This window comes from Sporomusa sp. (genome assembly GCF_035561255.1).
Lineage (GTDB): Bacteria > Bacillota > Negativicutes > Sporomusales > Sporomusaceae > Sporomusa.
On record NZ_DATMXX010000414.1, the window covers coordinates 1 to 16,092 of the forward strand.

22 protein-coding genes are annotated in these 16,092 nt (G+C 43.0%); all 22 read left to right on the plus strand.

Annotated features, from left to right (window positions below):
• The first annotated feature begins 39 nt into the window (after nucleotides 1-39).
• Complete coding sequence (gene mltG / locus VN379_RS23865) at nucleotides 40-1,053, plus strand: endolytic transglycosylase MltG (RefSeq protein ID WP_325538553.1); 1,014 nt, start codon at nucleotides 40-42, stop codon at nucleotides 1,051-1,053.
• A 1-nt stretch (nucleotide 1,054) separates the two neighbouring features.
• The gene (locus tag VN379_RS23870; protein ID WP_325538555.1) at nucleotides 1,055-1,711 is read left to right on the plus strand and encodes an O-methyltransferase; all 657 of its coding nucleotides are present in this window, start codon (nucleotides 1,055-1,057) and stop codon (nucleotides 1,709-1,711) included.
• Entirely contained in the window at nucleotides 1,662-2,897 is a 1,236-nt protein-coding gene (locus tag VN379_RS23875; protein WP_325538557.1) for a U32 family peptidase, read from the plus strand. The genes VN379_RS23870 and VN379_RS23875 overlap by 50 nt, the downstream gene beginning before the upstream one ends.
• Nucleotides 2,894-3,112 (plus strand): DUF4911 domain-containing protein, encoded by a 219-nt coding sequence (locus VN379_RS23880; RefSeq protein WP_325538559.1) that lies wholly within the window; start codon nucleotides 2,894-2,896, stop codon nucleotides 3,110-3,112. The genes VN379_RS23875 and VN379_RS23880 overlap by 4 nt, the downstream gene beginning before the upstream one ends.
• 60 nt (nucleotides 3,113-3,172) lie before the next feature.
• Nucleotides 3,173-4,846, plus strand: a complete 1,674-nt coding sequence (locus tag VN379_RS23885) for a penicillin-binding protein 2 (RefSeq protein WP_325538561.1) — start codon at nucleotides 3,173-3,175, stop codon at nucleotides 4,844-4,846.
• A 156-nt stretch (nucleotides 4,847-5,002) separates the two neighbouring features.
• Complete coding sequence (gene aroQ, locus VN379_RS23890) at nucleotides 5,003-5,461, plus strand: type II 3-dehydroquinate dehydratase (RefSeq protein WP_325538563.1); 459 nt, start codon at nucleotides 5,003-5,005, stop codon at nucleotides 5,459-5,461.
• Complete coding sequence (locus VN379_RS23895) at nucleotides 5,458-6,525, plus strand: Xaa-Pro peptidase family protein (protein WP_325538564.1); 1,068 nt, start codon at nucleotides 5,458-5,460, stop codon at nucleotides 6,523-6,525. The genes aroQ and VN379_RS23895 overlap by 4 nt, the downstream gene beginning before the upstream one ends.
• 30 nt (nucleotides 6,526-6,555) lie before the next feature.
• On the plus strand, nucleotides 6,556-7,113 hold the full coding sequence (gene efp, locus VN379_RS23900) for an elongation factor P (RefSeq protein WP_325538566.1): 558 nt from the start codon (nucleotides 6,556-6,558) through the stop codon (nucleotides 7,111-7,113).
• 108 nt (nucleotides 7,114-7,221) lie between these two features.
• Nucleotides 7,222-7,704, plus strand: coding sequence for a CD1247 N-terminal domain-containing protein (locus VN379_RS23905; protein ID WP_325538568.1), 483 nt, complete (start codon nucleotides 7,222-7,224; stop codon nucleotides 7,702-7,704).
• A 176-nt stretch (nucleotides 7,705-7,880) separates the two neighbouring features.
• Nucleotides 7,881-8,885, plus strand: a complete 1,005-nt coding sequence (gene spoIIIAA / locus VN379_RS23910; protein WP_325538570.1) for a stage III sporulation protein AA — start codon at nucleotides 7,881-7,883, stop codon at nucleotides 8,883-8,885.
• On the plus strand, nucleotides 8,876-9,394 hold the full coding sequence (locus VN379_RS23915; RefSeq protein WP_325538572.1) for a stage III sporulation protein AB: 519 nt from the start codon (nucleotides 8,876-8,878) through the stop codon (nucleotides 9,392-9,394). The genes spoIIIAA and VN379_RS23915 overlap by 10 nt, the downstream gene beginning before the upstream one ends.
• Nucleotides 9,395-9,434: 40 nt before the next feature.
• The gene (gene spoIIIAC / locus VN379_RS23920) at nucleotides 9,435-9,632 is read left to right on the plus strand and encodes a stage III sporulation protein AC (protein WP_325538574.1); all 198 of its coding nucleotides are present in this window, start codon (nucleotides 9,435-9,437) and stop codon (nucleotides 9,630-9,632) included.
• Nucleotides 9,633-9,646: 14 nt separating this feature from the next.
• Nucleotides 9,647-10,033: a stage III sporulation protein AD gene (gene spoIIIAD, locus VN379_RS23925; protein ID WP_325538575.1), complete on the plus strand. Its 387-nt coding sequence runs from the start codon at nucleotides 9,647-9,649 to the stop codon at nucleotides 10,031-10,033.
• 12 nt (nucleotides 10,034-10,045) lie between these two features.
• Nucleotides 10,046-11,206 (plus strand): stage III sporulation protein AE, encoded by a 1,161-nt coding sequence (gene spoIIIAE, locus VN379_RS23930; protein ID WP_325538577.1) that lies wholly within the window; start codon nucleotides 10,046-10,048, stop codon nucleotides 11,204-11,206.
• 25 nt (nucleotides 11,207-11,231) lie between these two features.
• A complete protein-coding gene (gene spoIIIAF, locus VN379_RS23935) occupies nucleotides 11,232-11,849 on the plus strand; it encodes a stage III sporulation protein AF (RefSeq protein ID WP_325538579.1) in 618 nt (205 codons plus the stop codon).
• A 14-nt stretch (nucleotides 11,850-11,863) separates the two neighbouring features.
• Nucleotides 11,864-12,481 carry a hypothetical protein gene (locus tag VN379_RS23940; protein WP_325538580.1) on the plus strand — a complete coding sequence of 206 codons (618 nt, stop codon included), beginning with the start codon at nucleotides 11,864-11,866 and terminating at the stop codon, nucleotides 12,479-12,481.
• 10 nt (nucleotides 12,482-12,491) lie between these two features.
• A complete protein-coding gene (locus VN379_RS23945; RefSeq protein WP_325538582.1) occupies nucleotides 12,492-13,034 on the plus strand; it encodes a SpoIIIAH-like family protein in 543 nt (180 codons plus the stop codon).
• A gap of 133 nt (nucleotides 13,035-13,167) precedes the next feature.
• The gene (locus VN379_RS23950) at nucleotides 13,168-13,569 is read left to right on the plus strand and encodes an Asp23/Gls24 family envelope stress response protein (RefSeq protein ID WP_325538584.1); all 402 of its coding nucleotides are present in this window, start codon (nucleotides 13,168-13,170) and stop codon (nucleotides 13,567-13,569) included.
• Nucleotides 13,570-13,598: 29 nt separating this feature from the next.
• On the plus strand, nucleotides 13,599-14,138 hold the full coding sequence (gene amaP, locus VN379_RS23955; protein ID WP_325538586.1) for an alkaline shock response membrane anchor protein AmaP: 540 nt from the start codon (nucleotides 13,599-13,601) through the stop codon (nucleotides 14,136-14,138).
• A gap of 2 nt (nucleotides 14,139-14,140) precedes the next feature.
• The gene (locus tag VN379_RS23960) at nucleotides 14,141-14,377 is read left to right on the plus strand and encodes a DUF2273 domain-containing protein (protein WP_325538588.1); all 237 of its coding nucleotides are present in this window, start codon (nucleotides 14,141-14,143) and stop codon (nucleotides 14,375-14,377) included.
• A gap of 23 nt (nucleotides 14,378-14,400) precedes the next feature.
• A complete protein-coding gene (gene nusB, locus VN379_RS23965) occupies nucleotides 14,401-14,817 on the plus strand; it encodes a transcription antitermination factor NusB (RefSeq protein ID WP_325538590.1) in 417 nt (138 codons plus the stop codon).
• 158 nt (nucleotides 14,818-14,975) lie between these two features.
• Nucleotides 14,976-15,788 (plus strand): O-sialoglycoprotein endopeptidase, encoded by an 813-nt coding sequence (locus tag VN379_RS23970; RefSeq protein ID WP_325538592.1) that lies wholly within the window; start codon nucleotides 14,976-14,978, stop codon nucleotides 15,786-15,788.
• Nucleotides 15,789-16,092: the final 304 nt, after the last annotated feature.

Sequence of the window (16,092 nt, forward strand, 5' to 3'; positions counted from 1 at the left end):
AGATATAATACCTATGTAAAGATGAAAGAGGGATAGTGGATGATAATGCTGAATCATTCGATCGCAAAAAAAGCAATTGCCGGCATACTGGCAGCGATACTGGTTGCTATTGGTGCTATTCTAGGCTGGACGCTGACTCAGCCTGCCGGCAACTCAGGAGAACTACAGTCTATCACAATTAAACCAGGCACGCCAACAAAAGCCATTGCTGAAGAGTTAGAAATGCAGGGCTTGATTAAAAATTCATTGGTATTCCGGGTTGCTGCCAAGCTGCACGGAGTGGAAAACTCACTAAAAGCAGGAGAATATGCCATTAGCGCAAACATGCCGGTGCGTCAGATGCTAATGATAATATCGCAAGGTCAAACTGCCTATCAGCAATTTACTATTCCTGAAGGATATACTGTCGATCAGGTTGCAATACTGCTAGCCGAAAAAAAGTTAGCTAATCCGGAAAAATTCAAAGAGATCGCCAAAGATTTTGCGCCATTTTCCTATATGACTTCCCAGCCTAATAGTAGGTATCGTGCTGAAGGGTTTATTTTTCCCGATACTTATCGGGTAGCTAAAGGGATAACTGAAGAAGAGCTGCTTACTATGATGGTTAAGCAATTTGATGCTAAAATGACACCTGACTTAAGACAGCGGGCCGCTGAAATGGGTCTTACGCTGCGCGAGGTTGTAATCTTGGCTTCGCTGGTTGAAAAAGAAGCCAAGATAAGTGAGGATCGGCCAGTAATCGCCGGGGTATTTGCTAATAGAATAAAACATGCAATGCCTTTGCAATCATGCGCTACTATCCAATATATCCTGGGTTATCCTAAACCTGAACTTACAATACAAGATACCCAGATAATATCACCATATAATACCTATCAGAATATGGGCTTACCACCAGGACCGATCTCTAATCCTGGTAGTGCAGCGATCAAGGCTGTACTTTTTGCTGATGAGACTGAGTATTTGTATTTTGTTGCCGATAAACAAGGAAAACATCATTTTAGCAGAACGTATGAGGAACATTTAGCCGCAATTGATCAGGTGCAAATTTAGCATGGGTAATGTTAAACAAATTTTAGCGATGATGAAAGATTATGCAACTACCCATAGGGTTCCGATCATCAGTTTGGAAGGCGGTCAATTGCTGCAGTCTGTGGCTGCTGCCGCTCAACCTGCAGCAGTGCTGGAGATAGGAACTGCTATCGGTTATTCTACCCTGCTGTTGGCCACTGCCATGATGCCAGGCGGTCAAATCACGACTATTGAACAAGATGATGACCGGATAGCGGTCGCTAAACAGTTTTTAGCTGAAGCAGGTGTATTAAATCAAACCGATATTATTGCCGGCGATGCCGGGGTGGTTATCCCCCGGCTTACCGGTACATATGACTTAGTATTTATTGATGCCGCCAAAGGTCAATACCTTGATTATCTGGAGAAAGTTCTGGATAAACTTTCTCCAGAAGCCGTTATTATTGCTGACAACGTATTATTTAGAGGATGGGTACTTGATGAAACAGCTGCACCCAAACGCTTTCGCACAATTGTTAAACGCCTAAAGTCTTACCTTGATTTCGTTACTAATGATTTGAGGTTTGAGACGACAGTCCATCATATTGGCGATGGAATGGCTGTATCATTTTACAGGGAGAGACGAAGCAATGAAAAAACCGGAACTTTTAGCCCCTGCAGGCAATTTAGAGAAACTTAAAATAGCCCTTACTTACGGGGCTGATGCTGTATATATGGGAGGAAAAGCTTTTGGCTTAAGAGCATTTAGTGATAATTTTGAGCAGGATGATCTTAAGGAGGGTATTGACTTTGCCCATAGTCTTGGCAAAAAAACCTACATAACAATCAATATTTTTCCTCATAATGATGACCTGACAGGTTTGCCAGACTATATTAAGGATGTTGCCGCAATGGGAGCAGACGGTGTTATTGTCTCTGACGTAGGGGTCTTCCGTATCGCTCGCCAGGCAGCGCCTGCTTTGCCTATTCATATTAGTACTCAGGCTAACAGTACCAATTGGTCCACGGCCCAGTTCTGGCAGGAGCTAGGTGCAGCACGTATAGTACTGGCCAGAGAGCTTTCACTTAACGAGATACAGCTAATCAGGCAAAAAGTTGGTATTGAACTAGAGGCCTTTGTACATGGTGCTATGTGCATGTCATATTCAGGCCGGTGTCTAATAAGTAACTATCTGACAGGGCGCGATGCGAACCGGGGTGAGTGTGCGCAACCATGCCGCTGGAAATATCATCTCATGGAGGAAAGCCGCCCGGGAGTCTATTTGCCGGTTTTAGAAGATGAGCGTGGTACTTACATCTTTAATTCGAAAGATTTATGCCTCCTCAGCCACTTGCCGGAGTTAGTCAAAAGTGGCTTAAACAGTTTTAAAATTGAAGGCCGAATGAAAAGCGTCCATTATGTGGCTAGCGTTGTCAAGGTGTACCGAGAAGCAATTGACAGCTATGCCGCCTCACCGGCTGGTTTTTATATTAAGCAGTGCTGGCTTGATGAATTACAGAAAGTCTCACACCGGGAATATACAACTGGGTTTTATTTTAATAAAACCACTGAACAAGATCAGATATATACATCGTCAAGCTACATTCAAACCCATGACTTCGTGGGGTTGGTCAAAGAGTATAATCCGGCAACCGGTATGGCGGTAGTGGAACAGCGCAATAATATGAAAGTCGGCGAAGAAATTGAGATAATGCAGCCTGGGCAAGATAACTTTTTACAAACCATCAACACTATGTTTAATGTTGATGGAATGCCCATTGAAGTGGCTCCTCACCCTCAGCAGATTGTGGCAATACCTGTAGCTCGCCCGGTGGCGCCGTACGCTATGCTAAGGCGGCCGGAAATACGGCGGGGGGGATCATGAACAAGAGAGCGTTTGTACCGATATATATTCAAGTCGAACCCAAGGACGTTAATTTTATTAATCGGATAATGGAAGGGTATGAATATTTAGGTGTAGTCAGTACTTTGGATCGCATTGCCGGGATTTTAGTTATACGGGCAACGCCTGATACAGCCGGTGAAGTACATGATATACTTGCTAATCTTCCTATCAGTGTTCAATATATTAAACGCTGAATAACCAGCTGCCACTAAAAGCCATACTATACCTACTAACTATATTTAGAAGGTGATAGTATGGCTTATTCCAGTAGACGTATTTACCAGCTGGTTTTATTTTTTTTGTGCTTCTCCGGCCTGCTGGTCTTGAGATTGTTCTATCTCCAGGTTATCCATGGTCCGCAGCTGGCGTTGGAGGGGCTTAGTATCCGTGTTCAAGAACTGCCGGTAGATGTTGCCAGAGGTGAAATATTGGACCGTAACCGTATACCGCTGACTAATACCTCACAGCAATATAGCATTGTTATTTTTCCGGGTCAGATTGAAAATAAGACAGCAGCGGCATTTGCGAAGATTGACAGTGTGATCAGTTTAACGCCTGAATTGCTTGCAGCGGGTTTGCGGCGTTTAAATACCAGTGAATATCCTTTTCGATTAGCCGACAATATAGAGAGCAGTACGGCTAAACAAATTAACGATATGCAGATTCCTGGTATAGTAGCGGTTGCTGAAAAGGTGCGTTATGGACAAGGTTCTCTAGCATCTCATGTGGTCGGTTATATCAACTCTGCTGACAATAGAGGGGTAAGTGGGATTGAAAGCATGTATGATGCTTTGCTGCGGGGCAGTCAGCCTGAGTATGTAGCCGCAATTGTTGATGCCGGACAACAACTTATCCCTGGCTTAGGTTACAAAAGGATGAAACTGACAGAAGGTACCAGGGAAACCAATGTTATCTTGACAATTGATAAGCAGATCCAGCAAAATGTTGAAGAAATTATGAGCCGCACTGTTGTTAAAGGTGCGGTGGTAGTGATGCGACCTAGTAGCGGAGAAATACTGGCTATGGCTTCACGACCGACATTTGATGCCAATAATCTCAGCCAATATTTAGAGCAAAATAGTTCGCCACTGCTCAACCGGGCAGTTTCGTCTTATCAGCCCGGCTCGGTATTTAAATTAGTTGTTGCGGCTGCTGCTCTGGAAAATAAGACGGTGAAAATGGATGATGTTTTTTTTGATCACGGTTATATTGATGTTAACAATATCAGGTTTCAGGGGTGGGATTATGAGCAAGAGCCCAAGGGGCGGCTTACGATTACTGAGGCTATGGCTCACTCCAGCAACCCTGTATTTATTCAAATCGCGTTACATTTAGGAGCTGAGAAACTGATTGCTATGGCCCAAAAGCTTGGTTATGGATCACGGACTAAGCTCGAATTCTTTGGTGAAAGTGAGGGTAATTTACCAGAGGCTGACCAACTGTATCCGGGGGATTTAGCAAATTTGGCTATTGGTCAGGGCTTTTGTGAAGCCACACCTGTGCAATTGGCACAAACTGTGGCAACAATTGTTAATGACGGGATTAAGGTTGAGCCATATATAGTCAGCCAACTTACCAGTCAGGAAGGGGCAGTTGTAAAAAAATTTCATGAGCCTAATCAACGTGTGAGGGTTATGTCCCGTCAGACAGCTGAACGGTTACGGGGAATGATGGGGGCTGTCACTCAATATGGCACTGGAAAAGCCGCCTATGTGGAAGGCTTCGGTTCAGCGGGTAAAACAGGATCAGCTGAAACAGGAAGGACTAATAAAACTGGTCAGGGGATCAATCATGCCTGGTTTGTTGGCTTTGCGCCGCTTGAGAATCCGCAATATGTCATTGTGGTGTTTGTAGAGGAAGGAATGTCAGGCAGTAATGTTGCTGCTCCAATTTTCAGGGAAATAGCCACCTCAATTTTAAAAGATTAAGGCAAAAATCCCTATACAGGAAGGATAGAGGGAACAAGTTTTTTAGTAGTCAAAATAGAAATTATATGCTAAAATGTAAAAGCTAGTGCATACATGTATTTTTTGACAATAAGAAGAGTCTTAACTTACACAAAGTCAGACGCTGGAGATGATAGAATGGCAGCATGTAGAATGAAGGTATTGGTCATTCACGGGCCTAACCTGAATCTGCTTGGTATGCGTGAGCCTGAAGTATATGGCAAGACTACGCTTGATGATATCAATAACTCGTTAACTGGGCGGGCAAACGAATTAGGACTTGAGTTATCTATTGCACAGACCAACCACGAAGGTGTTATGGTTGATACTATTCAGCAGGCTCAGGATAATTTTGACTGTATTGTCATTAATCCTGCGGCTTTTACCCATTATAGTATTGCTGTGCGGGATGCGCTGGCAGCCGTAAATGTTCCGGCCATTGAGGTTCATTTGTCTAATATCTACCAAAGAGAAGAATTCCGTCATCGCTCAGTGACAGCGCCAGTGACGGTAGGGCAGATAGCCGGTTTTGGCGCCTCAAGTTACCTGCTGGCGCTAGAGGCAGCACATTATTTGATAGGGGCGCATAAGCGATGATCCAGCAGCGCTTGGTAAATCTGTATGATCTGATGACAGCTCACTGCCTGGATGGTATTGTGGTAACAAAGCCGGAAAACCGGCAGTATTTTAGTGGTTTTACCGGATCATCAGGAATGCTGGTTATCAGCAGACAATCCCCCCGATTATTGACTGACTTCAGATACCTTGAGCAAGCTAAACAGCAAGCGCCATTATATCAAATTATTCGTCATGGAACTGCAATTTATGATACTCTGGCAGAATCTGTGAAGGGATTAGGGCTTGGACGCATTGGTTTCGAAAGCGATTTTATAACTTGGGAAGTTTATCAAAAGTTGTCTGATTGTCTGGGAGAAACAGAGTTATTACCGGTAAAGCTTGACGGACTAAGAATCGTCAAAGATCAAAAAGAATTGGCTTTACTTACGAAAGCAGTGGCGATTGCCGATTCAGCGTTTAACGATGCATTGAAAATGATTAAGCCTGGAATAACCGAACTGGACATTGCGCTTGAGCTCGAATACCAAATGCGCAAGCTTGGCGCGGAAAAACCGGCATTTGATACGATTGTGGCATCAGGGCTTAGGAGTGCATTACCACATGGCCGGGCTTCAAATAAAATAATTGAAGCCGGAAACCTTATCACGATTGACTTTGGCGCAGTGTTCGAGGGGTATCATTCTGATATGACGCGAACAGTTGTGGTTGGAACAGCAACAGACAAGCAACGCGAGATCTACAATATTGTGTTAGTTGCTCAGCTAGCAGGCATTAATGCTGTGAAAGCCGGAAAAACTGGTAAAGAAGTTGACCAGATCGCCCGACAGGTAATTGACGATGCGGGCTATAGTAAATATTTTGGCCATGGTTTAGGGCATGGGGTTGGGCTTTTTATTCATGAGGAACCCAGATTGTCCCCATCCGGAGACATTAAACTAGCTCAAGGTATGGTAGTGTCTGTCGAACCGGGAATTTATCTTCCTGGCTGGGGTGGCGTGCGTATTGAAGACTTAGTGGTTGTTTCTGCTGATGGCTGCACAATTCTTACTGCTAGCAGCAAGGACTTAATAGAATTAGGCTAATTGACAGAACAATGGGGAGGCTTATCAATAATGATTTCGAGCAATGATTTTCGTACAGGGGTAACAGTTGAGATTGATGGCGACGTCTGGCAGGTAGTTGATTTTCAGCATGTAAAACCAGGGAAAGGTGCTGCATTTGTCCGGGCTAAACTAAAAAATGGACGTACGGGTGCTGTTGTCGAGCGTACCTTTAATGCTGGGGAAAAATTACCAAAGGCCCATGTTGAACGACGTGAAATGCAATACCTGTATGAGAGCGATGGCATGTTCAACTTAATGGATAATGAGAATTTTGAACAGATTGCTTTATCTGGCGAGCAACTAGGTGACGCCCGCAAATTCTTAAAAGAAAACATGAATATAGCGGTATTATTCTTCCAAGGTAATGTAATTGGTATTGATTTGCCGATGTCAGTAGAGTTGACGGTTGTGGAAACTGACCCTGGTATTAGGGGTGATACTGCAACCGGCGGTACTAAACCCGCTAAACTGGAAACCGGGCATGTTGTTCGTGTTCCGCTATTTATCAATATCGGTGAAGTTTTAAGAATTGACACCCGCAGTGGTGACTATATCGAGCGAGCCTAACAACTATTAGGCTTAAAAAACCCTCCGGAAGTTATGTTTTAATAAGCATTGGACATACTAAAAATAGTGTCCAATACCTAGAACATAGCTAAAGGGGGGGTAATTTTTATGAGAAACCTTAAGGAAAAAGTTGCCTATTTACATGGATTAACACAAGGGCTTAATGTTAACGAGAATTCATCTGAGGGTAAGGTTTTGCTTAATATTATTGACGTACTTGAATCGTTTGCCGATGAAGTCCAAAATGTCAATTTGGCACAGTTAGAGCTTGAAGACTATGTAGAGTCAATTGATGAAGATTTGACTGACCTCGAAGAGCAAATATATGAAGAAGATCTAGATGATGATGAGTATGATGACGATCTATATGATGAAGTTGATGAAGTTGATGAGGACGACATGGTCGAAGTGGCTTGTCCTGAGTGTCATGAATTGGTAACTTTTGAGTCGAACATATTAGATGATGAGGATGATATTGAGGTTACCTGCCCATATTGTGGCGGTGTAGTGTATGATAATGAACTGGACATCACTGTGGATAACCGGTATGACCAACGAGCTTCCGGCCATATTATGCATCCCGGTGTGTAGTGAGTTTAATGGACTTTTAAACTTCGGGAACACAGGGATTTTTTTAAGACTTAGCCCAAGGCTAAGTCTTTCTTTTTTTGTCATAAACTAAATTCCTAACACATATCTATGTAAAGAAAGGGAAGCGGCTGAGACTGAGACAAGTCGCCCTACAATAAATGAGGATGAAAGAATGTATGAAAAATATTCAAACTTCCCTAACTGAACATATTTATCCTGTTTTACCCCCCCACATTGCACGGCTAATTAGGGTATTGCCTGATAGTGTGCTGCATAAGGTCACTGAGATTCGTATCAGGGTTAATCAGCCACTGCAATTAGTTTTAGGCAACCATGATATGACTGTAACAGAAATCAATCAAACAGAGCAAACAACCCAGATATATCACTGTACTGCTGAAGATGTGAACAGAACCTTTCAACTGATATGTAAGAACTCGGTCTATGCCTTTGAAGAAGAATTAAGGCAGGGGTATTTGACAATTACGGGTGGACACCGGGTTGGATTGACTGGACAGGCAACGACCTTTGAGGGCACAATCAGGACACTAAAAAATATAGGCTCATTGAATATCCGTTTAGCCAGAGAAATACCAGGCTGCGCTGACCGTATTCTTCCATTTGTAGTAGCAAAAGAGCATAACGAAGTATTCAGTACCTTAATCATTTCTCCACCACGCTGTGGTAAAACAACAATCCTACGCGATTTAATCCGGCAACTAAGTATTGGTAACCCTTCGCTAGGTATTGTTGGTGTGAAAATCGGATTGGTTGATGAGCGCTCTGAGATTGCCGCCTGCCAATATGGTATTCCCAGCGTAGATTTAGGGCCGCGAGTTGATGTGCTTGATGCTTGTCCTAAGGCTAGTGGGATGTTGATGCTTATCAGATCTATGGCTCCACAAGTTATAGCCACAGATGAGTTAGGCCGAATGGAAGATGCCACTGCTGTACGGGAAGCTGTTTGTGCAGGCGTGAGGGTAATTGCAACTGCCCATAGCCGAACAATTGATGAATTTCAGAATCGTCCTTACGTTGGTGAGTTAGTGAAAGAAAGGGTTTTTGATCGGTACATTATATTAAGTAACCGGTCAGGACCTGGTACTATTGAGGAAATAGTTGATTCCCGGCAAGGAAGGGTAATATATACCAGCTTGAACGAGGTGAAAGTATGTGGTTGAAAATTCTCGGAAGTTTTATGGTTGTTATTGCAGGGGCTTGTATCGGGTTTAGTTTAGCAGCCTGTTATGTGGAACGTCCACGGCAAATCAGGCAGCTTATCAGCTGTTTATCAGCCCTTAAATCACACATTAATTATGTGGCACTGCCATTACCAGAGGCTTTATCCCAGTGTACCGGGGGCATTAGCGGACCGGTAGCTAATCTGTTTCATGCTATGTCAGAATTATTGAAAAAAAATGGCTGGCTTACTCCTCAGGCTGCCATGGTCCAGGCTATGAAAGAAACAGATTGTCTTGTTTTAAGTAAACCAGAACGGGAGATTATGGCTGTATTTAGTGCCAATTTAGGTGGCATGAACCGGGAAGAACAGCATAAATCCTTGGATTTAGTGCATGAACAGTTGTCCAGAATACAATACGAAGCTGAGAAGATCTGTGAGCAAAACGCTAAAATGTATCGATATTTAGGTGTTTGCGGGGGCGTGGCGGTAGTGATAGTTTTGGTATAAGGAAGTTATCTGATTAGTATAAGAGAGGAGCGAGTACGGAATGGGAATAGATGTGTTATTCAAAATTGCCGGAGTGGGCATTTTAATCTCAGTTTTTCATACTGCGTTAAAACAGGCTGGTAAAGAAGATATGGCTCATTTATGTACCCTTGCCGGTTTTGCCATGGTGTTGGTATGGGTAGTGCAACTATTAGGCCGACTGTTTAACACCGTTCAGGATGTATTTAAGTTGTTCTAAGGGGTGTAAACGCCATGGAAATCATACAAATTATCGGGCTAGGGTTTGTCGTTACGTTGCTAATTTTAATCATTAAACAACAGCGACCCGAACTTGCCGTCCAGCTGGCCCTAACATTGTCAACCATCATCTTTTTAATGGTACTTGGTAAGATTAATGTAGTATTGGACTTATTCCGGGATTTATCGGAAAAAGCCAATATTAGTCAAATGTATCTAAATACTATCCTTAAGATTATTGGTATTGCTTATGTCACTGAATTTGGTGCCCAAGTGTGCCGTGATGCCGGCGAAGGCGCAGTGGCTGGCAAGATTGAATTTGCAGGAAAAATATTAATTATGGTTATGGCGGTACCTATAATTGCATTGGTGTTAGAAACTATTGTGAAACTCATTCCTTAAGGTGGAATGCACGTGAAGAAAATCATAATTACAGCGATTATCTGCATTCTCTGGGTTAATATTGCCTGGGCTGCGTCTGATGCAAGCCCGGATTTACCAATGGAATTGCTGGAGAATACCTCAGTTAATCAGGTCAATCACTTTATTGAGGCTATTAATAAAGAATTGAACGAAGAAATACCGTTGTTATCTGCAGAAACAATCAAAGACATTGCAACCAAAGGCCTGTCGTTTAATTGGCAGACCATCTCAAATAAGTTTATTTCCTATTTATTTAAGGAAATAGCTACCAATATCCATCTACTGGGTAAATTATTATTTTTAGCGGTATTATGTGCTCTGCTGCAAAATCTGCAAAACTCATTTGAGCAATCAGCCATTTCATTATTGGCGTACAGTGTATGCTTTATCTTTTTATCAGTCATCGCGCTCAGTGCATTTTACCAAGGTCTGACGCTCGCCAGGGAGACAGTAAGCAATATGGTTGGCTTTATGGAGGCGCTGCTGCCCTTATTATTATCCCTCTTAGCCGGAGTCGGTGCATTAACATCTGCAGCTCTGCTTACGCCGCTAATGCTGCTGGTTGTAAGCGTAACAAGTGTTGTTGTCAAAGACATAATTCTACCACTGTTGTTCTTAACAGCCATCCTGGAGTGTGTTAACTATCTTTCTGGAAGCTATAAGCTTAGCAATTTGACAGGAGTACTTAAGCAAGCCGGAATGATGACACTGGGCTTAGTATTGGTTGTTTTTATTGGTATCGTAAGTATTCAGGGAGTTGCTGGCAGTGTTGCAGACGGTTTAACATTAAGAACCGCCAAATATGCAACTGCAACTTTTATACCTGTAGTAGGTAAAATGTTTGCTGATACTGTCGAACTCGTTATGGGGGCATCTCTGCTGCTGAAAAACGCAGTCGGCATTTTCGGAGTATTGGCTATTGCATTGATATGTGCATTGCCGTTAATTAAACTAATCTCGTTAATTGTAGTAATAAAGATTGCCGGGGCACTGATTCAGCCCATGGGTGATGAAAAAATGGCTAAGTGTCTTGACGCTATGGGGAATAATCTACTTTTAGTCTTTGGTGCATTATTAACAGTTGCCCTGATGTTCTTTTTAGTAGTAACTATGATAATCGGTGCTGGTAGTGTTGCCATGATGCTACGCTAGAGAAGCTTGGCCGGTAGGTGATAATGTGATAGAATCTATTACTGCTTGGGTTAAAAGTATTATATTTGTGGTATTATTCGCCTCATTCTTAGAGCTTCTGCTGCCTAATAATAGTATGCAGCGCTTTATACGGGTGATTTTGGGTTTATTTATTATGCTGGCTATTTTAAATCCTGTTATCAATGTTTTAGAAAATAAGCTGTCAACAGACCAGATTCCTGCATTGGCCCAGACCAGCAGTACTTTATCTGATGCTGAAATCTTGAGCGCCAGCACTCATGTTGTTGGTAAACGAGATCAACTAGCCCGTGAGTTGTATGCCAGAGATTTATCCAAGCAAATTAGGGCAACAGTGCTGGCCATTGATGGTGTGGCCAATGCTAAGGTTACAGTAGTTATTGCCGATGATACGCCGTCAGGAAGTAAGTCCATGGGGAAGATTAGCACCGTAATAGTCTATGTTGAGCCGGGGTTTACTGCAGATGAACGAAAAATTGCGAAAGTCGCCATTGGATCTAAGGCAGTCGAAACCCCTAAAGAATCAGGTAAACTATCGCCAGCAGTAATCGACAAGGTGAAAAGGGTGGTGACTGAGTTATATCAGATTAAACTTAGCCAAGTCGAGGTTAAACAGATAAAATAGGAGGTTAGCATGATATGAGTGCGTTAGGAACTTCGCTGAAGGGATGGCTGTCCGGAGCAAAAAAAGTTGTTCCCAGCCAACTTTTAAAGGATGGCGTGATAAACGCCAGGCTGATCTGGCTCGGATTACTTGGAATTATGCTACTGTTAATCGGGGGAGTATATGAACCGTTTGCAGAAAAGCCCCAACAATATGCTCCGATTGAAACTGCCAAAGTAACACCGACTGTCAGCCGCGGCTATGAAGAAGCGCTTGAAAGTAAATTATCTAATTTACTGGCGCAGGTTAAGGGTGCTGGTGCTGTATCTGTGAATATAACATTAGAAACTGGTGGTTTGCAGGAGACTGCTAAGAATATTACCAAAGAGACAAAAACAGTGCAGGAGAAAGATAATGCGGGCGGTATACGTACAACAACTGAAACTAAAGAGTCCGAACAAGTATTATTAAGCAAAGAAAACGGTGCTGACCGGCCTGTAATGGTACGGGAATACAAACCGGTCATTAAAGGTGTACTGATCGTATCAGAAGGGGCTTATGACTCGACAGTGAAGGCCAATCTTACTAAAGCAGTGGAATCAGGATTAGGGATTCCCCCGTATAAAATTACAGTACTGCCGCAAAGAAAGTGAGGTTAGAGGTATGAGAATATTTTCGGTTTTATCTATAAATAAAGTGGGTAAATTCGCTGCGTTTGTAGTTGCCGCTGGCATACTTTCACTACTTATCAGCGGTGCTTGGAACTACGCTCAGGACATGCGTCAGACAAGAGCAAACAGATCAAATGCGATGCAAGTAACCAAACCGGTCATTACCGATCAGGTTGTGCCAGCGATGGCTCCTGACTTTTTTACCGAATATCGCCTTGAAAGAGATAAGATTAGAAGCGAACGATCTGATCTATTGCGAGAGATTATAAAAGATGCTAAAACCGAAGATACTAAACATCAGGCTCAGGAAACCATTCTAAAAATGACCTTGGAAAAGCAGCGGGAAGCAGAAATGGAGAACCTAATTAAAGCTAAAGGCTTTGGAGATGCTCTGGTATTTATTCGGGATAACTCAGTAAGCGCAGTTGTTAAAACAACAGCACTCACCCGGGAAGAAGTTGTGCAAGTGGCTGAAGTGATTTGCCGTATTGCCGGGGTTAAGCCTGAGGATGTTACTGTTAGCGCTAAACCTTAAGTGGAGCTCAGTGGCTCCTCTTATTTTTTCACCTAAATTGTAAAATTGGAAAAAGCTTGGTATAATAATAAGGTTATAAGATATCTGACTGTGTAATAGATTGTAGTAGCTAAAGATTTTGGGGAGGGTTGGAATGGAAAAGAGAGAGCGAATGGAAAAGACTGAGCATAATGATGTTGGTTCTATTAGGATCGCTGATGAAGTTGTTGGCATAATCGCCGGGCTTGCGGCAACCGAAGTTACCGGCGTTGCTGGGATGAGTGCTGGTTTAGTTGGTGGCATCGCAGAAATGCTGGGCAAAAAAAATCTCTCCAAAGGGGTTAAGGTTGAGGTTGGCGAACGCGAAGCGGCTGTAGATCTATATATCATTGTTGAATATGGCGTACGTATCCCCGATGTCGCGCTAAGAGTCCAGGAAAACGTCAAACGGGGGATTGAATCTATGACAGGCCTTGATGTTGTCGAAGTTAATATTCATGTTCAAGGTGTAGGATTTGCTCCAGAAGGTAAAGAAGAAGATATTAGGGTAAGATAATTGGGAGAGGCCAAAGAAAGGAGATTGCTATGGGGATCATTGACCGCATTATCCTATCTATTTACACATTTTTATTGGCTTTTTTATCATTCGCTGCTATTCTCCTGTCTTTACGCCTTATTCCGTTGGAATTGGCGTGGACAAGCATTGCACACATGTATGGTCAATGGGAAGCTTCGCTGGTTGGAGCGGTGTTTTTTCTGGTAAGCATCAGACTGCTTTTGGCTGGCCTTCGCTCCCGTAAAGCCAAAGATACCATTGTTCATCATAATGAAATAGGAGATGTACATATTTCACTTGACGCAGTGGAGAATCTGGTGGAGAAGATGGTACGACATATTCGCGGTGTACGTGGAATCAAGGTAAAGGTGGCGTTAGCCACTCAGGGAATTACAGTGAAGATTAAAGCGGTAGTTAGCCCGGAGAGTCACGTACCGACTGTGGCTGGTGAAATTCAAAAGCGTGTTCATGAGTATATAAAAAATACTGTAGGTATCGACCTGGCTGATGTTCAGGTTACCGTAGAAAACATCAGCAATGATTTTAAAGCTAAACAGCGTGTTGAATAGGGGTGACAGAATTGAATTCCAAACTACTGGAGGAAATCTGGCAGCACCATAGCGGTAAACTTCTTGGGGTGCTCTTTGGCTTTATGTTTGGCATCCTTGTCATAACTTTTGGGTTTTTCCGTACACTATTTGTAGTTTTATGCGTTATTGCCGGTTATGTAGTGGGTAAACGTATTGACCAAAAAGAAGATATTATGGAAATATTGGATAAGCTTCTACCTCCTGGTTACAACCGGTAGGAGCTTTTAGAAAGAGGGAAATTATGAGCCGTAGAAAGGCCCGCGAGATGGCTGTACAAGCATTATTTCAATTGGATTTTAACGCAGGTGTTAGTAATGACGAAGCACTCAATGCTGTATTTAGTGAGCGTGAAGACATTAATGAGAATACCAAACTCTATGCTAAGTCATTGGTTGAAGGAACATATAACAATTTAGCTGCTATTGATGATTATATATCAGAGTTGTCACGGGAATGGAAAATTGAACGCATGGCAGGTGTTGACCGTAATATAGCCCGGATGGCCATTTACGAAATGAAATATAGTAATGAGCGATTACAGCCAGGTGTCGCTATTAATGAAGCTGTTGAACTGGCAAAAACTTTTGGTACTGAGGATTCAAGCCGATTTATTAACGGAATTCTGGGGTCAATAGTAAAGAACAACGGACTGTCATGAACTATTCGTTGGGAATAGATACTAGTTGTTATACAACCTCAGTAGCGATATTGAATGAGCTGGGGCAGCTAGTAGCCGATTGCCGGAGAATTTTGAGGGTCAAAAACGGTGGCCGAGGGCTTCAGCAATCGGAAATGGTGTTTCAGCATACACGGAACATGCCTGAACTATTTGCTGAGGCATGTTGTAATTTTCCCAGGCCAGTATCATTTAAAACCATAGCTGTTTCAGCTTTTCCCCGGCCATTGCCTGATTCCTATATGCCGGCATTTTTGGTGGGGGAAGGTTATGCTAAGGTGCTGGCGTTGACTCATAATGTGCCGCTCTATCGCATTAGTCATCAAGAAAATCATATTTTGGCGGGAATTTGGTCAGCAGGTGGTCCTAAGTCAGCGAATTTTCTTGCTGTTCATTTGTCTGGCGGTACAACTGAAATTGTGAAAGTGTCAGCTGATGCAAACAAAGCGGATTCAAGTAGATTGTCGACGGAGATCATTGGTCGTAGCCAGGATATTCATGCCGGGCAGCTAATCGATCGTATTGGGGTTCTGCTGGGGTTATCTTTTCCTGCTGGCCCTCAACTGGAAGCTCTTGCTGCGCTATATCGTGACCAAGCTGTAAAAATACCGGTAAGTATCCGGGAAGCAACTGTTAGTTTTACTGGACCGGAGACCCATGTTCGCAAGCTTATTGCCCAGGGTACTGACAGGGGGGCAATTGCTGCAGGTGTGGAACTTTGTATTTCCAAAGCGGTAACGGCTATGATCAACCACGCGGTTATAAATACTGGTCTTACTGAGGTATTACTCGTGGGCGGGGTAATGGCAAACCGATTTATTAGGAATTACCTGTTAGAGCACCTGGAACATACGGGTGTGGCCAGGCTGTACTTCCCTGACAATATCTATAGCCCGGATAATGCAACAGGTGCTGCCTATTTTGCGTTAAACGCCGGACAGACACCCCTATAATTCACCATTGCAGACTCCTTTGCATATGATACATAAACTCGTATGCCGGGAGGTGACACCATGGTACCCTATATTCTAGCAGGTGCAGCCATTGGATCAGTTGTTGGGCATCTTATTCCGCCCGGATATTTTTTCTGGTTTGTGGTGGGAGGGGTGAGCGGATATTTGACGCAACGCTATTTCGGTTCCCGATTTTAGATGCATAATAATCTTTACCCAGACTTATGTCTGGTTTTTTTTGCATTTATAGGTTATTATTATAAAATAAGACTTAGAATCAGGTTGGTAGTTACCCAGCCGCTTT

Excerpts from the sequence above, each read along its gene's own strand:
- efp (WP_325538566.1), top strand. The coding sequence starts at position 6,556 with ATGATTTCGAGCAATGATTTTCGTACAGGGGTAACAGTTGAGATTGAT.
- mltG (WP_325538553.1), top strand. The coding sequence starts at position 40 with ATGATAATGCTGAATCATTCGATCGCAAAAAAAGCAATTGCCGGCATA.
- amaP (WP_325538586.1), top strand. The coding sequence starts at position 13,599 with ATGGGGATCATTGACCGCATTATCCTATCTATTTACACATTTTTATTG.
- VN379_RS23895 (WP_325538564.1), top strand. The coding sequence starts at position 5,458 with ATGATCCAGCAGCGCTTGGTAAATCTGTATGATCTGATGACAGCTCAC.
- VN379_RS23870 (WP_325538555.1), top strand. The coding sequence starts at position 1,055 with ATGGGTAATGTTAAACAAATTTTAGCGATGATGAAAGATTATGCAACT.
- VN379_RS23880 (WP_325538559.1), top strand. The coding sequence starts at position 2,894 with ATGAACAAGAGAGCGTTTGTACCGATATATATTCAAGTCGAACCCAAG.
- VN379_RS23940 (WP_325538580.1), top strand. The coding sequence starts at position 11,864 with ATGAGTGCGTTAGGAACTTCGCTGAAGGGATGGCTGTCCGGAGCAAAA.
- VN379_RS23945 (WP_325538582.1), top strand. The coding sequence starts at position 12,492 with ATGAGAATATTTTCGGTTTTATCTATAAATAAAGTGGGTAAATTCGCT.
- VN379_RS23875 (WP_325538557.1), top strand. The coding sequence starts at position 1,662 with ATGAAAAAACCGGAACTTTTAGCCCCTGCAGGCAATTTAGAGAAACTT.
- VN379_RS23950 (WP_325538584.1), top strand. The coding sequence starts at position 13,168 with ATGGAAAAGAGAGAGCGAATGGAAAAGACTGAGCATAATGATGTTGGT.
- VN379_RS23905 (WP_325538568.1), top strand. The coding sequence starts at position 7,222 with ATGAGAAACCTTAAGGAAAAAGTTGCCTATTTACATGGATTAACACAA.
- VN379_RS23915 (WP_325538572.1), top strand. The coding sequence starts at position 8,876 with ATGTGGTTGAAAATTCTCGGAAGTTTTATGGTTGTTATTGCAGGGGCT.
- spoIIIAC (WP_325538574.1), top strand. The coding sequence starts at position 9,435 with ATGGGAATAGATGTGTTATTCAAAATTGCCGGAGTGGGCATTTTAATC.
- spoIIIAD (WP_325538575.1), top strand. The coding sequence starts at position 9,647 with ATGGAAATCATACAAATTATCGGGCTAGGGTTTGTCGTTACGTTGCTA.
- VN379_RS23970 (WP_325538592.1), top strand. The coding sequence starts at position 14,976 with ATGCCTGAACTATTTGCTGAGGCATGTTGTAATTTTCCCAGGCCAGTA.
- aroQ (WP_325538563.1), top strand. The coding sequence starts at position 5,003 with ATGGCAGCATGTAGAATGAAGGTATTGGTCATTCACGGGCCTAACCTG.
- spoIIIAA (WP_325538570.1), top strand. The coding sequence starts at position 7,881 with ATGAAAAATATTCAAACTTCCCTAACTGAACATATTTATCCTGTTTTA.
- VN379_RS23885 (WP_325538561.1), top strand. The coding sequence starts at position 3,173 with ATGGCTTATTCCAGTAGACGTATTTACCAGCTGGTTTTATTTTTTTTG.
- nusB (WP_325538590.1), top strand. The coding sequence starts at position 14,401 with ATGAGCCGTAGAAAGGCCCGCGAGATGGCTGTACAAGCATTATTTCAA.